This is a genomic window from Enterococcus sp. C53, assembly GCF_040887425.1.
In the GTDB taxonomy this organism is placed as follows: domain Bacteria; phylum Bacillota; class Bacilli; order Lactobacillales; family Enterococcaceae; genus Enterococcus_B; species Enterococcus_B hirae.
Genome location: NZ_JBFOFT010000002.1, coordinates 14,683 through 28,257, shown reverse-complemented (window position 1 = coordinate 28,257; position 13,575 = coordinate 14,683). Strand labels below are relative to the sequence as shown.

Below are 13,575 nucleotides of genomic sequence, written 5' to 3'. Positions count from 1 at the left end.
AATTTTATTTAGAAGCGAACATGTTTCTATCACTGATTTTTTAAATCTAGCGAAAAACCCTTATCTTACAGGCGTTCGTTCAATTCTTTCGCAAGGTCTTCAAAGCCTGGTTTGCCTAGAAGTGCGAACATGTTTTTCTTATATGCTTCAACACCAGGTTGGTCAAATGGGTTAATTCCATTTAAGTAACCTGAAATACCTACAGCAATTTCAAAGAAGTACATTGTATAACCTAATGTGTAAGCATCCATTTCTGGAATTTTAACTAATAAGTTTGGTACGTCGCCATCTGTATGAGCCAATAAAGTTCCTTCAAAAGCTTTTGTATTGACGAAATCTACTTCTTTTCCTTCCAAGTAACCTAAACCATCTAGGTCTTCAGCTTGTTCTGGAATTGTAATTGATTTACGTGGTTTTTCAACTTTAACGATCGTTTCAAAGATGTTACGGCGTCCTTCTTGAATATATTGACCTAGTGAATGTAAGTCAGTTGAGAAGTTCGCACTTGAAGGGTAGATTCCTTTTTGGTCTTTACCTTCTGATTCACCGTATAATTGTTTCCACCATTCAGAGAAATATTGCATTCCTGGTTCATAGTTGATCAATAATTCAGTTACTTTCCCTTTACGGTAAAGGATGTTACGCATTGCTGCATATTGATAAGCTTCGTTTTCTTCTAGTTTATCACTTGAATAAGCTTTGCTTGCATCTGCAGCTCCTTGCATCAACGCATCGATATCTGCTCCACTAACAGCGATTGGTAGTAATCCTACTGCTGTTAAAACAGAGAAACGTCCACCGATGTCATCAGGAATCACGAATGTTTCCCAACCTTCTGCGTCGGCTTCTACTTTAACTGCACCTTTTGCTTTATCAGTTGTTGCATAAATACGTTTATTCGCTTCTTCTTGACCATATTTTTTAACAAGTAATTCTTTGAAGACACGGAATGCAATAGCTGGTTCAGTCGTTGTACCTGATTTTGAAATCACGTTTACTGAGAAGTCACGATCTCCGATTACTTCAATCAAATCAGCGATATAAGTTGAGCTGATTGAGTTTCCTGCAAAGAAAATTTGTGGTGCTTTACGTTGTTCACCATCTAATAAATTGAAGAAAGTGTGGTTTAAGAAATCGATTGCTGCACGAGCGCCTAGGTAAGAACCACCGATTCCGATAACTACTAAAACTTCAGAATCAGATTGGATTTTTTTCGCTGCTTCTTTGATACGAGCAAATTCTTCTTTGTCGTAATTAGTAGGTAGATCGATCCAACCACGGAAATCACTTCCTGCGCCTGTACCTTCACGTAATACTTTATCTGCCATTGATACTTGGCTTTGCATGTAACCTAACTCATGTTCATTAACAAATGGTGCTACTTTTGAATAATCAAAATGAATATGTGCCATTTTTTATTCCTCCTTTAAAAGATCAATATACAGCTTATACTTTACGTTTTTTTTTACAATTTTTCAAGCAAATAAATGAATTGAAGCTAATATTTACAAGAAAATTTCAAACACTAAACTAATCCTTGCGCATACATCACTTTCGCTACTTTTTCAAAACCTGCAACATTTGCTCCTAGCAATAGATTTTTTTCATTGCCATAAGCTGCTGCCGTTTGGCGACACGTTTGATAAATATTTTTCATGATTTCATCTAATTGGCGATCCACTTGTTCACTTTCCCAAGACAATCGTTGAGCATTTTGACTCATTTCTAATGCTGAGACAGCGACACCGCCGGCATTAGCTGCTTTCCCAGGACAATACCACACATTGGCTTTTTCAAAAACATTGACAGCTTCAAGAGTACATGGCATGTTTGCGCCTTCTGCGATGATTTTCACTCCACATTCAACCAAGTTGTTAGCCAGCGTTTCGTCTATCTCGTTTTGAGTAGCGCAAGGAAGCGCGATATCTGCAGTTTCTTTCAAAGTCCAGACAGATTGACCAGCATGATAGACAGCAGAATCACGTTTTTCTGCATAAGCGGTCAACCGTTCCCTTTTTTCTTCTTTGACTTCTTTTAATAGTGCCAGGTCGATTCCTTCTGGATCATAGATAAACCCACTGGAATCAGAACATGTGATGACTTTCCCACCTAATTCTTGAACTTTTTCAATGGCATAGATTGCAACGTTTCCGCTACCAGATACCATAACTGTTTTTCCTTCAAAAGAGTCTTTTTCTGCTTGTAAAAGATGTTTGACATAATAAACCAATCCGTATCCAGTTGCTTCCGTACGAATCTTACTTCCCCAAAAATCTAATGGTTTTCCAGTAAGGACACCGGCATCATATTGTTTTAATCGTTTATATTCTCCAAACAAATAACCGATTTCTCTGGCACCGACTCCAATATCTCCAGCAGGTACATCGATGGATGGACCGATATGCTTGGATAGCTCCATCATGAAACTTTGACAAAAACGCATGATTTCATCGTCTGATTTTCCTTTTGGATCAAAGTCACTTCCGCCTTTTCCTCCACCAATTGGTAGACCAGTTAGACTATTTTTGAAAATTTGTTCAAAAGCTAGAAATTTAAGAATACTTAAATTCACACTCGGATGGAATCTCAACCCACCTTTATAAGGGCCGATTGCTGAATTGTACTGAATGCGGTATCCACGATTGACTTGCCAGTTTCCTTCGCCATCTTGCCACGGCACGCGAAATTGAATGATTCTTTCTGGTTCTGATAACAATCCTAAAATATTTCGTTTGATGTATTCAGGATGTTTTTCTAAAAATTGAGTAGCTGAAGGCATAAATTCATCAATGGCTTGTAAAAATTCGACTTGTCCTGTGTCTTTTTGATGAATATTATTTTGAATTCGTTGGACGTATTCTGTTGCGTTTGTCATTGTTTCACACTCCTTTTATAATCTTCTTTTATTTTAGCCTATTTTTATTAGATGCTCAAAACATTTCCTGCTTTCTTTTCATAAATATGCTACACTTTCTCTGAGGTGAGGAAATGGAAACAACCTATGATGTGATTGTAGTCGGTGCTGGAACTAGTGGTATGATGGCTGCAATTAGTGCGGCTGAATATGGCGCAAAGGTTCTCTTAATTGAAAAAAATAAAAAAGCTGGAAAAAAATTATTAATGACAGGTGGCGGAAGATGTAATGTCACGAATAACCGTCCAGTTGATGATTTGATTGCTCATATTCCTGGAAATGGCAAATTTTTATACAGTACATTTTCCCAATGGAATAATTTTGATATCATGGAATTTTTCGAATCTCAAGGTGTTCATCTAAAAGAAGAAGATCATGGTCGGATGTTCCCTGTGACGAATAAGTCAAAAACGATTATCGAAGCCTTGATCCATCGTTTAAATGAATTAAATGTTACGATGCTCTTTGGCACCCGAGTCGAAAAATTAGTGCATAGCGACGGAAAAATCTATGGCGTACGAACGGAATTTGAAGAATTTCAATCCTCTTGTGTCGTATTAACTACTGGGGGGCGAACCTATCCGTCGACTGGTTCTACAGGTGATGGCTATAAAATCGTTAAAAAAGTCGGTCACACTGTCACTCCCTTGTATGCAACAGAATCTCCACTGGTTTCTGAAGAAACTTTTATCAAGGATAAAACCTTGCAAGGATTATCTTTACAAGATATTTCTTTAAGCGTATTAAACAAGAAAGGTAAAGTCATCACCGAACATGTTATGGACTTGCTTTTCACGCATTTTGGGATTTCTGGACCTGCGGCATTGAGATGTTCAAGTTTCATCAATCAAGAGTTGCAAACGACTGGAGAACCTGTCACGGTCGTCTTAGACTGTTTTCCGAATCGTTCGCTTCAAGAATTGATCAACGAATTGACTGCTAAAAGCCAACAATCGAAGAAAACATTGAGTAATGCTTGGCATGGCTTTTTACCTGAACGCTTGCTTCTCTTTTTCCTTGAAAAAAGTGGATTAACGGAACAAACTGGTAGTCAAACGACAGAAAAAGAGATCCAACAATTTGCGGAGCTTTGCAAAAATTTTTCTTTCAAAATAACCAAAACTTTTGCCATCGAAAAGTCTTTTGTGACTGGTGGTGGCGTTTCACTAAAAGAGATCAATCCAAAAACATTAGAAAGCAAATTGGTCAATGGATTATTTTTTGCTGGTGAATTGCTAGATGTTAATGGATATACTGGTGGGTTCAATATTACTGCGGCTTTTGCAACTGGACATGTAGCAGGAATGAATGCCGCTTTTCTTAGCTAATTAAACGAAAACAGTAACGAAGGGAGTAGAAGATGTCTGACTCTTTTCGTTACTGTTTTTTCTTTTTTTAGTTGATAAACTGATGAATTGCCGACTGCATCACAGTACAAGATCAGCAAAAGTCCCTTTAGTTAAATCACAAATGGCTTGAGGTGCTAGCTCCATTTGGTGTCCTCTTTTTCCTGCTGATACAATGATCGTTTCTTGTGATTGTGCTGTTTGTTCTAAATAAGTAGGAAATAATTTCTTCATCCCAATTGGCGAGCAACCACCACGAATATAACCAGTGGTAGCTTCTAAGTCTTTCAGATGTAACATTTCTACTTTTTTGTTTCCAGATACTCTTGCTAATTTTTTTAGATCTAACTCTCGATTACCAGGAATGACCGCTACGATCGTTCCTGTTTTGTTTCCAACCGCTACGAGTGTTTTATAAATGCGGTGTTCACTTTCAGAAAGTTGCTCAGCGACAGAAGATGCACTTAAATGTGCTTCATCCCAAGCATACTCATGTTCAGTATACTTGATTTTCTTTTGTTCTACTAAGCGGATCGCATTTGTTTTCACTTGTTTTTTCTTTGCCAACATTTTCACCTTCAAATTAGATTGTTTCAATTTAATAATTTGATTATTGATTTTAGTTCCTTTACAGTGATTTGTCCAGGTGCTGATGCTTTTTCAGAGGTTAACGCACCAAAAGTCATGACCGAACCAGTCAAATTTCCCGATAAGCGCGAAATCATTCCGAGCTGTCCCATTGACATTGTAATCAGAGGCATGGACACAAACGCTCCTGCCCGTCTCGTTAGCTCCATCAAACGTAACACATCTCGTTCGTTATGGGGCATTACCGCTATTTTACCGATATCTGCACCAAGATGTTCCATCATATTTAATTGATACAATAAGACTGGATCAGCTGGGGTCTCTTTAAAATTATGACTGCTGATAATCATCGGGATGTTGCGCTGTTTGATTTCTGCTAACAACTCTTTTTCAAGGCTTTCAATTTTTTCTAATTCTAAATCAACCATATCGACTAAACCAGAGCGGATCATCTGTAGGTACAACTCGTGGTATGCTCGGATCGTTATATCTCGTTTGCCACCTTCTGCTATTGTTCTAAAAGTGAAAAGCACCGGTAACCCGTCGAGCATCTCATGGATCAGCACCAACGTTTCTGTGACTTTTTCATATTGAAAGACATCTTCATAATAATCAATTCGCCACTCCACTAAATCAGCACCAGCTTCTTTGGCTAAAATTGCTTCTCGCAAAAGTTCTTCACGAGTGTCTCCGATCATTGGCGCACAAATTTTAGGATGTCCTTTTCCTAAGTTTAGTCCTTTCACTTGCACCATCTTTCCTCCCCCCTTATTTCCTAATTTGATAGATAAATACTTTTAGATAATCCCCTTCTGGAAAGGCTTCAATGGTTTGGAAATCTTGTGGTAATCGAAAACGAGTGATTTCTTCATATTCAACATTGGCTAGCATTAGTTCATTTTCGATCATTTTTTTGAACTGATCGGTACTCACGTTAGCTGCGTTCGTTGAAGCGATAAGCGTTCCCTCGTCCGATAAAATAGCCAAGCTATCTTTAACCAATTCGCCATAATCTTTGGCTACTCGGAACACTTTCTTTTTGTTTCTCGCAAAACTTGGAGGGTCAAGCACAATGAGATCATAAGTCAGCTGCTTTCTTTTAGCATATTTAAAATAGGCAAAAACATCCATCACAATGATTTTTTGTGTCTGAAGATCCAAACCGTTGATTTCAAATTGTTCCTGTGTTTTTTTCAAACTTCGCTTTGCTAAGTCAACACTCGTGGTCTCCAAAGCACCACCCATTGCTGCCGCAACTGAAAAAGCCCCAGTATAGCTAAACATATTCAAAACAGACTTTCCTAGACCAAGTCCATCGATCAAAGCTCCTCGGACTTCTTTTTGATCTAAAAAGATGCCTGTCATCAGCCCTTCATTCAAATAAGTGGCGTAAGAGACGCCATTTTCTTTGATGATTAAAGGTTCAGGAGCTGTTTCTCCATAAACATACTGACTTTCAGGAAATTCATTTGTTTCAAAACGGATTTTTTCGTAAGCACCCTTTATCTCAGGATAAACTTGTTGAAACGCTGAGAAGAGCAAATGTCGGTAAGTATAAAGAGTTTCATTATACCAAGAAAATACTGCATAGTGTTCATAATAATCAATGATCAGACCACCGATGCCATCCCCTTCTCCGTTAAATAAACGAAATGCTGTTGTTTGTTCATCTATGAAAAAAGCTTGTCTTTTTGCTTTAGCTTCAGAAAACTTTTTCTCAAAAAATGCCTGGTCAAACGTTTCATTTTGTTGACTCAAAACCCAACCGATTCCTTTGTTTTGTTTACCTAAATAGCCCTTAGCTAAGAAATTATCTTGTTGATCAACCAATTCGATCCACTGCGTGGTTTCATTGTACGACTGGACCAAATCTTCCTTTTGAATCAATGGATAACCGTTCTTGATACGATTTCCTGCTTTTTTCTTAATTTGTACTTTCATTGACTCACCTACTTTACCTTTATCATTAATCAGTATACCAAATATTAAGCAGGCTGTCTTAGTGCTAGCGTTCACAAAAGAATAAGAAATCCTTAATCACCGGTGTAAGCGTTTGGTTTCGATTGACACTGGATTTGCGTACTAGTAAAATAGGATGGAATATGTAGTTTGAGCAATCATAACTTCATAACACTCTGTAAATGAGAAGAGTGGGGAAAGGGAGATTACATTGAGACGAATAAAAACACCCGCCTTTTTGAATAAAAGGCTCGGATTTTTTTCTTTATTAGCTGTTTTACTTTGGCTAAAAACAATTTTTGCCTATTTGTTTGATTTCAATTTAGGCATCGAAAGTGGCATACAATACTTTATACTGTTTATCAATCCGATCGCTACCACGTTGTTGTTAATGGGGATTGCGTTATATGTGAGACGGACGAAAGCGTCTTATATTACAATGATGGTCATTTATTTCCTATTGACTTTACTGGTGTTCTCCAACGTAACTTATTATCGTGAGTTTACGGATTTTATTACGATCAATACCATCTTGGGGGCAGGAAAAGTAGCTAGCGGGCTTGGAGAAAGTGCTATTCGCTTATTTAGACCATATGACGTCCTTTATTGGATCGACTTTATCATTGTCGCTGCATTATTGATAACCAAAAAAATCAAAATGGATCCACAACCGATTCGTGCACGAATGGCTTTTGCGATCTCGACTTTGTCAGTCATGATTTTTTCTGGAAATTTATTTTTAGCAGAAGCCGATCGCCCAGAGTTATTGACTCGTACTTTTTCTAGAGATTATTTAGTCAAATATTTAGGTATCAATGCGTTTACCGTCTATGATGGTATCCAGACTTACCAAACGAACCAAGTACGAGCAGAAGCAAGTCCTAATGATCTGAAAGAAGTAGAAAGTTATATCAAAGATCACTATGCTGAACCAAATGATGAAACATTTGGTATTGCTAAAGGAAAAAATGTGATTTATATCCATTTAGAAAGTTTCCAACAATTCTTGATCGACTATAAACTAAAAGATGCCAATGGTGTAGAACATGAAGTAACGCCATTTCTGAATAGTTTATATCATAGTAACAGTACATTTAGCTTTGACAATTTCTTCCATCAAGTTAAAGCAGGTAAAACCAGTGATGCTGAAACCTTATTTGAAAATTCACTATTTGGTTTAAATCAAGGATCGTTATTCACTCAATTAGGTGGAAAGAATACCTTCCAAGCTGCTCCTGATATTTTGAGTCAGACACAAGGTTATACGAGTGCTGCCTTCCATGGTAACGCTGGTACATTCTGGAATCGTAATGAGACCTATAAAAAATTAGGTTACAACTATTTCTTTGATGCTTCTTATTATGATGTCAATGACGACAATTCATTCCAATATGGATTGCATGATAAACCGTTCTTCCAACAATCAGTACAATATTTAGAACATTTACAACAACCTTTTTATTCTAAATTTATTGCGGTATCTAATCATTATCCTTATTCTAAGTTCACAAACGAAGAAGCAGGCTTCCCACTAGCTACGACAAATGATGAAACGATCAACGGATACTTTGCAACAGCGAATTATCTCGATACAGCAGTTGAAGAATTTTTCAACTATTTGAAAGCTAGTGGTCTTTATGATAATTCTGTCATCGTCCTTTATGGTGATCACTACGGAATTTCTAACTCTAGAAATAAATCGTTAGCGGAACTAGTGGGTAAAACAAGTGATACATGGACCAACTTTGACAATGCACAAATGCAACGAGTTCCCTACATGATCCATCTTCCTGGACAAACAAACGGTGGAATCAATCATACCTATGGCGGACAAGTGGATGCATTACCTACTCTACTCCATCTGTTAGGAGTAGATACCAAAAATTACAATCAGCTAGGACAAGATCTCTTCTCTAAGCAACATGATCAACTTGTTACTTTCCGTGATGGTGATTTTATTACTCCTAAATACACTTATTATGGCGGAACGATTTACGATAACAAAACCGGACAAGCCATTACAGAACCGACTCAAGAAGTTCAAAATGAAATTGATGTATTGAAAGAAAAAGCGAATAAACAGTTAGCTGTTTCAGATCAAATAAACAATGGTGACTTACTCCGCTTTTCTACAGATACTGGGTTAGACCCAATTGAAGCAAGTCAATTTGATTACAAAAACGGCATGAAACAGTTGCTTGAAAAAGAAAAAGAACTAGGTGACAAATCAACAAGTGTCTTTAGTCAAAACAATAACCAATCAACAAAAGATCTATATGAAACCAAAACTTACCAACAAATAAATGGGACACAGACGAGTGATTCAGTTCCTTCTTCTGAATCTGATAAATAGCTAGCCTTTCTTTCAAAAAGATTACGTGCCCATAGAAGTAATGATTATAAAAGCTAAGATTGACGAAAACCAATTCTTGTTTTTTCGTTAATTCTTAGCTTTTTTCATGCACTTTAATTTGAGTTACTCTGGCGTTTTTCTAGAAAATAGAGCTTAAACTCACGTATTAGAACCATCCATGAACATTGGATTTTATTCACAAAATATAGCGGAACAGTTGATTTATCGTCATTTTCGTTTATTAAAAAATAGGGATTTCCTGATTTTACTATATGAATTTCATACTTTATTCATATTCATTTTCTATAATTTAAAATGAGGTGAAAGTGATGAGAATACTCCGCTATTCAGTTGCAAGAATGCGTTATTATAAAAAACAGACACTTTTTAGTTGCTTATTTACAAGTGTCACTGCTTTTTTATTGATGCTTGTATGTAACTTATATCATTTACAATCAACACTTTATGCACAAATTGAAGATCGTCTTAGTTTCTTGGACACGACGTCCTTAAAAGTACACTTTCCGTCTTTTCTATCAGTGAAACAATTTTATGTCGAGCTGATCTTGTTGTTACTGTTCTTGTTTGTTGGCGCATTTATCTTTTTCTTTCAGCGAACATTAAAACAAGACCAACGTGAATTGATCAACTGGCGTTTAGCTGGTTTATCGAAAACTAGAATTTTTCTTTTGATCATCTGGCAAATGATCTTACCATTACTGATCTGTTGCACACTCTTATTTATTGGAATTGTGCTTTTTCAAAACATTTATCAAGCACTGTTACAACATCTTAATTTTTGGAGTCTAAGATTATTTGAATTACCTGACATCCATTCACTTATATCGACTACTCGACCATTAGCCATACCGATGGATCAACAAACTTTTTTTAAAATTGATTTTGTAAACGATGCTTTTTTCTTCGATACGTTTAAGAGTTTCCTACAAACGGTTGGCCTTCTTATCTCCATCAGTCTATGCATTAGTCTCTTACAATTTACGATTTTCTATCAACGTTTAAAAAAAGGTAAGGTGATCTTTCATGAATACATGTAAGCCAATAATGTCTTTAGGAGAATTAGCTGTTATTCTTTGCCCAAAAGCAAAACAAGAAGAACTATTAACAGCGCTAAAAGAACAAGCGATTGTATCGAGTCCCAAACAATTACTTATCGTCCAAAAAGATTGGCCTCTCTTCCCTTATTTAAAAACCAAAGATCAAGTACTACTGAATTTATCTGAAAATAAAAAAGAACGTTTATCTTTTCAAGAAATGCTCAAAATTGATCCAGCACTTCTTAACAGAGAACCTGATCAACTCTCTCTTTTTGATAAAATCAAACTTCAATTGTTGCATGCGTTACTTGCTAAAAAAGACAAACTCATCATTGAAGAAGTGCTGGATGAACTTAAAGTAATTGAAGCACAAGAAATTCTTGATCTATTTGATTATCTAGTCAAAAACAAAAAAATCGCCATTCTATTACTGACTCATGATGAAACCATTGCTCATAGTCAGTATGTCGACCAAATCTATGATGAACGATAAAAAGAGGTCGTGGAAAGAGCAACTCGACCTATGCAATAAGGATGAAACTCACAGCTTCCTATGTTTTGAGAGTTTCATCCTTATTGCCAAAGATCAGCTCTTTGAACACTATTTAGCTCCTCTCTTAATTGTTGAGGAGTTGTTTCTTGAACGCCGTTTAGCAAGAGGCTGTGAAAGAAGCGCTTATTGTTGAGGAATTGCTTCTTGAACGCCGTTTATTCGTTTTTAGAGATACTAAAAGAGACTGAACCAATTTTTGGATCAGTCTCTTTGTTTATTTTATTTCTACATCTGGTAATTTAACTGTAAATGTTGTTCCTGTCCCCAATTCGCTTTCTACTTCCAGCTTTCCTTTATGAAGCCGAACTAACTGTTGAACGATTGGAAGTCCTAGTCCTGATTCCCCGTATTTTGTATTCTTTCTTGAGGGATCAACTTTATAATAACGGTCCCAAATACTCTTCATTTGTTGTTCAGTCATTCCGATACCTGTATCCTTAATTCGGATAATCGTTTCTAGATAACCTTTTTCTAAAGAGATCGTGATCGTTCCATTTTCTGTAAATTGAATCGCATTTTGGATGATATTCACCATGATTTGCACAAATCGGTCATAGTCTGCATACACTTCCACATCGTCTTCTGCTTGTAAAACTAAAACATTCCCTGCAGCTTCTGCTTTTGTTTCAAGCTGTGCCACAATATTTTTCAATGTTTCTGTACCATTGAATCTTTTAATAACCATACTGATTTGATTGGTTCTGATTTTTTCATAGTCTAGATTTTCGTTAACTAAGCGTATCAGTCGTTCTGTTTCATTTTTCATCAAGTTGATCGCATTTTCTCTTTGGTCTTCAGGAATTGCATTATATTTTAGACCTTCAAGTAACCCGTTGATTGTGGTTAGCGGCGTACGCATTTCGTGAGAAGCATCTGCCATAAATTGTCTTCGGCGGTTTTCTTGCTCTTCGATTTCAGCCTGTGATTCTTTTAAAGAATTCGTCATTTTGTTGAAGTCATCCGCTAATTCATCAAATTCATCTTTATCATGAACTGGCAATTGGACATCAAAATTTCCATTCGTGACTTCTTTCGTTGCATTACGTAAACGATTGATCCTTTTAACCTGAAAAGCAGCAAACGCATAACTCGCTAATATAGCAACAATACTTGAAAAAATAAAACCTTTAAACAGATTCAATGTGACCGACCGAACACTATTATCGATATTTTTAGCCGGTTGACTAACAACCAAGCCACCATAAAATTCATGATTTAAATTAAAAGGTACTAAGGCATAAGACGTCGCTTGATTTTGTCCTAGTATATTTTTGTTGGAGGTAAATTTTACTTGTCTTCCATGACGCAGATTATCCCATTGTTCCGCTTTAATCGTAAAGTTCAATACCACATTATCAGTAGGATAAATGACCCGTTCGTTCTTATCGATAAAAATAAAATTGACATTTTGTTCTGATAAGACTTGTTCCGTTAATAATAATGCATTTTGAAACGCTTGATCTTGGCTTAATTGAGGAAACGTGTCTGTGTATGTCTGTGTTGTCTTCTCGACAGATTCTGCATAGCCAAAAAGTTGTTGGTAATTATTTTCTTCAATGGTTTGCTTAGTCAGTTGCGTAAAAGAAACACCTACGATCAAAATGATCATCGCGATCATTCCGCAAAAGGCTAATAACTGCTGGTAAAGATAGCGCATTAGGCCACACCAGAATCATCAAATTTATAACCTACGCCCCAAACCGTTTGAATGACTTGTGGTCCAACCTTTTCGATTTTTTGTCGAAGCTTTTTGATATGCGCATCAACCGTTCGTTCATCACCAAAGTATTGATAATCCCACACTAATTCCAGTAATTGTTCCCGAGAAAATACTTGGCGTGGTTTTTTAGCTAGTGTAAATAATAGATCAAACTCTTTCGGTGTCAAACCTTCGATTGGTGCTTTATTTAAATAAGCTTCACGTGTTTTTGTATTCATCTTAAAGTGATCTGTTTCGATATCGAAGTGATCGTCCGAGTTGTTTGTTTCTTCTTTTACCTCTACCAATTCACTACGACGGTGTAAAGCTTTCATTCGGGCAATCAAAGTTAGTGGGCTAAAAGGTTTGGTCACGTAGTCATCTGCGCCCATCTCTAATCCAATAACCTGGTCACTTTCAGAATCACGAGCTGTTAACATAATGATCGGAACTGTACTAGAGACTTTCCGAATTTCTCTTCCAACAAGCATACCATCCATCGTTGGCAAGTTCAGGTCTAAAGTGATCATGTCCCAGTAATTCGGTCTTTCTAAAAAAGCATCTAGACCTTCTTTTCCGTCATATTTAAAAGTTGCTTCCCATCCTTCATTCAAAAAAAACATCTGCATCATTTCAGATACGGATTGATTATCTTCTATCATTAAAATATTCATTTTTTATTTCCTCCAATACTATCATCGAGTTCTTGTAATTTTTTTTCAGTTAAGATAAAAATCGGCATAATTGGAAAAACTAAAACCAACATCTCGATTATAAAATAGTTTGTCTGTCCAGTTAATTTTAGTAAATAGCCGATCAAGGCCATCAATAAACCGAAAATAAAAAAATATTTTCCACTTGTTTTTTGTGCTAACCGCCAGTGAACATCGGATTTTGTGGCACGCGGTGAGTGGTAACCATAAAAAGGCAGATTCCCTTTAGAAGGGATAAAAAGAAACAAACAACCTAGGATAGTCAAAAATACTCCGACAACTAAAAAAATCATATGATCCCTCCTAAATCTCTCTTTCTAGTATACTCTAAAAATTAACTTGAACCAATATATTCGGTAATTCTTCACGAAAGGTTTGTCTTTTGTTCATTC

11 protein-coding genes and 1 pseudogene are annotated in these 13,575 nt (G+C 36.5%); 4 read left to right on the top strand and 8 right to left on the bottom strand.

Translation table 11 applies throughout. The features are described 5' to 3' along the window. Nucleotides 1-65: 65 nt before the first annotated feature. Both AB3I42_RS02915 and gdhA read right to left on the bottom strand, forming a co-directional pair. Nucleotides 66-1,412, bottom strand: coding sequence for a glucose-6-phosphate isomerase (locus tag AB3I42_RS02915; RefSeq protein ID WP_010718407.1), 1,347 nt, complete (start codon nucleotides 1,410-1,412; stop codon nucleotides 66-68). 113 nt (nucleotides 1,413-1,525) lie between these two features. Then, complete coding sequence (gene gdhA, locus AB3I42_RS02910; protein ID WP_368022248.1) at nucleotides 1,526-2,875, bottom strand: NADP-specific glutamate dehydrogenase; 1,350 nt, start codon at nucleotides 2,873-2,875, stop codon at nucleotides 1,526-1,528. 113 nt (nucleotides 2,876-2,988) lie between these two features. Here gdhA and AB3I42_RS02905 point away from each other — a divergent pair, with 113 nt between their 5' ends. After that, nucleotides 2,989-4,242, top strand: a complete 1,254-nt coding sequence (locus AB3I42_RS02905; protein ID WP_010737843.1) for an NAD(P)/FAD-dependent oxidoreductase — start codon at nucleotides 2,989-2,991, stop codon at nucleotides 4,240-4,242. Nucleotides 4,243-4,341: 99 nt separating this feature from the next. Here AB3I42_RS02905 and ybaK read toward each other — a convergent pair whose 3' ends face one another. Genes ybaK through AB3I42_RS02890 form a run of 3 tightly spaced genes read right to left on the bottom strand, consistent with a single transcriptional unit; the run spans nucleotide 4,342 to nucleotide 6,789 of the window. Further along, a complete protein-coding gene (gene ybaK / locus AB3I42_RS02900) occupies nucleotides 4,342-4,827 on the bottom strand; it encodes a Cys-tRNA(Pro) deacylase (protein WP_025480513.1) in 486 nt (161 codons plus the stop codon). A gap of 26 nt (nucleotides 4,828-4,853) precedes the next feature. Further along, nucleotides 4,854-5,603: a type I 3-dehydroquinate dehydratase gene (gene aroD, locus AB3I42_RS02895; protein ID WP_081125520.1), complete on the bottom strand. Its 750-nt coding sequence runs from the start codon at nucleotides 5,601-5,603 to the stop codon at nucleotides 4,854-4,856. Between the two features lie 13 nt (nucleotides 5,604-5,616). Further along, entirely contained in the window at nucleotides 5,617-6,789 is a 1,173-nt protein-coding gene (locus AB3I42_RS02890) for a class I SAM-dependent rRNA methyltransferase (RefSeq protein ID WP_010737846.1), read from the bottom strand. Between the two features lie 229 nt (nucleotides 6,790-7,018). Between AB3I42_RS02890 and AB3I42_RS02885 the strand changes: the two genes are divergently transcribed. The 3 genes from AB3I42_RS02885 to AB3I42_RS02875 all read left to right on the top strand — a co-directional run bounded on the left by AB3I42_RS02885 (nucleotide 7,019) and on the right by AB3I42_RS02875 (nucleotide 10,711). Further along, nucleotides 7,019-9,160 (top strand): LTA synthase family protein, encoded by a 2,142-nt coding sequence (locus tag AB3I42_RS02885; protein WP_131773437.1) that lies wholly within the window; start codon nucleotides 7,019-7,021, stop codon nucleotides 9,158-9,160. A 329-nt stretch (nucleotides 9,161-9,489) separates the two neighbouring features. Beyond that, nucleotides 9,490-10,218 (top strand): hypothetical protein, encoded by a 729-nt coding sequence (locus AB3I42_RS02880; protein ID WP_368022247.1) that lies wholly within the window; start codon nucleotides 9,490-9,492, stop codon nucleotides 10,216-10,218. Further along, nucleotides 10,205-10,711, top strand: coding sequence for a hypothetical protein (locus AB3I42_RS02875; RefSeq protein WP_010718415.1), 507 nt, complete (start codon nucleotides 10,205-10,207; stop codon nucleotides 10,709-10,711). The genes AB3I42_RS02880 and AB3I42_RS02875 overlap by 14 nt, the downstream gene beginning before the upstream one ends. A gap of 274 nt (nucleotides 10,712-10,985) precedes the next feature. Here AB3I42_RS02875 and AB3I42_RS02870 read toward each other — a convergent pair whose 3' ends face one another. The 3 genes and pseudogenes from AB3I42_RS02870 to AB3I42_RS02860 form a co-directional block, all read right to left on the bottom strand. Next, complete coding sequence (locus AB3I42_RS02870; RefSeq protein ID WP_010718416.1) at nucleotides 10,986-12,428, bottom strand: HAMP domain-containing sensor histidine kinase; 1,443 nt, start codon at nucleotides 12,426-12,428, stop codon at nucleotides 10,986-10,988. Then, the gene (locus AB3I42_RS02865) at nucleotides 12,428-13,144 is read right to left on the bottom strand and encodes a response regulator transcription factor (RefSeq protein WP_010718417.1); all 717 of its coding nucleotides are present in this window, start codon (nucleotides 13,142-13,144) and stop codon (nucleotides 12,428-12,430) included. Before AB3I42_RS02865 ends, AB3I42_RS02870 begins: the two co-directional genes overlap by 1 nt. Then, nucleotides 13,119-13,476, bottom strand: a pseudogene (locus tag AB3I42_RS02860) (SdpI family protein). The gene AB3I42_RS02865 and the pseudogene AB3I42_RS02860 overlap by 26 nt, the downstream one beginning before the upstream one ends. Nucleotides 13,477-13,575: the final 99 nt, after the last annotated feature.

Coding starts and splice junctions, on each gene's coding strand:
- AB3I42_RS02890 (WP_010737846.1), bottom strand. CDS start 6,789: ATGAAAGTACAAATTAAGAAAAAAGCAGGAAATCGTATCAAGAACGGT.
- aroD (WP_081125520.1), bottom strand. CDS start 5,603: ATGGTGCAAGTGAAAGGACTAAACTTAGGAAAAGGACATCCTAAAATT.
- AB3I42_RS02875 (WP_010718415.1), top strand. CDS start 10,205: ATGAATACATGTAAGCCAATAATGTCTTTAGGAGAATTAGCTGTTATT.
- AB3I42_RS02865 (WP_010718417.1), bottom strand. CDS start 13,144: ATGAATATTTTAATGATAGAAGATAATCAATCCGTATCTGAAATGATG.
- AB3I42_RS02870 (WP_010718416.1), bottom strand. CDS start 12,428: ATGCGCTATCTTTACCAGCAGTTATTAGCCTTTTGCGGAATGATCGCG.
- AB3I42_RS02880 (WP_368022247.1), top strand. CDS start 9,490: ATGAGAATACTCCGCTATTCAGTTGCAAGAATGCGTTATTATAAAAAA.
- AB3I42_RS02905 (WP_010737843.1), top strand. CDS start 2,989: ATGGAAACAACCTATGATGTGATTGTAGTCGGTGCTGGAACTAGTGGT.
- AB3I42_RS02915 (WP_010718407.1), bottom strand. CDS start 1,412: ATGGCACATATTCATTTTGATTATTCAAAAGTAGCACCATTTGTTAAT.
- gdhA (WP_368022248.1), bottom strand. CDS start 2,875: ATGACAAACGCAACAGAATACGTCCAACGAATTCAAAATAATATTCAT.